General features: G+C 74.7%; 2 pseudogenes. Both read left to right on the top strand.

The annotated features are described in order from the left end of the window. Positions 1–247 (top strand): annotated as a pseudogene (locus ACLQ23_RS31585) (futalosine hydrolase); the annotation flags it as partial. A gap of 35 nt (positions 248–282) precedes the next feature. Beyond that, positions 283–540: pseudogene (locus tag ACLQ23_RS31590) on the top strand (futalosine hydrolase); the annotation flags it as partial. Between the last annotated feature and the right edge of the window lie 50 nt (positions 541–590).

Consider the following 590-nt stretch of genomic DNA (forward strand, 5'->3'; position numbering starts at 1 on the left):
CCCGATCCTCACGGTCAGCACGGTCACCGGCACCGCTCTCAGCACCGACGAGCTGCGTCGCCGCCATCCGGCCGCCGTCGCCGAGGCCATGGAGGGGTACGGCGTGGCGGTCGCCGCAGCGCAGGCCGGGCTGCCGTTCGCCGAGCTGCGCACCATCTCCAACCCGGTCGGCCCTCGTGACCGCGACGCCTGGCGCCTGCACGAGGCCCTCGCCGCGTTGACCGCAGCGGCCCCAGCGCTGCACTGACTACGGCCGAGGGGAACGGACTTCGAGCGTGAGCGCCGACGGCCGACCCGATCCTCACGGTCAGCACGGTCACCGGCACCGCTCTCAGCACCGACGAGCTGCGTCGCCGCCATCCGGCCGCCGTCGCCGAGGCCATGGAGGGGTACGGCGTGGCGGTCGCCGCAGCGCAGGCCGGGCTGCCGTTCGCCGAGCTGCGCACCATCTCCAACCCGGTCGGCCCTCGTGACCGCAACGCCTGGCGCCTGCACGAGGCCCTCGCCGCGTTGACCGCAGCGGCCCCAGCGCTGCACTGACTACGGCCGAGGGGAACGGACTTCGAGCGTGAGCGCCGACGGCCGACCCG

Origin of the sequence: Micromonospora sp. DT41 (assembly GCF_049841715.1) — a bacterium.
GTDB lineage: Bacteria > Actinomycetota > Actinomycetes > Mycobacteriales > Micromonosporaceae > Micromonospora > Micromonospora profundi.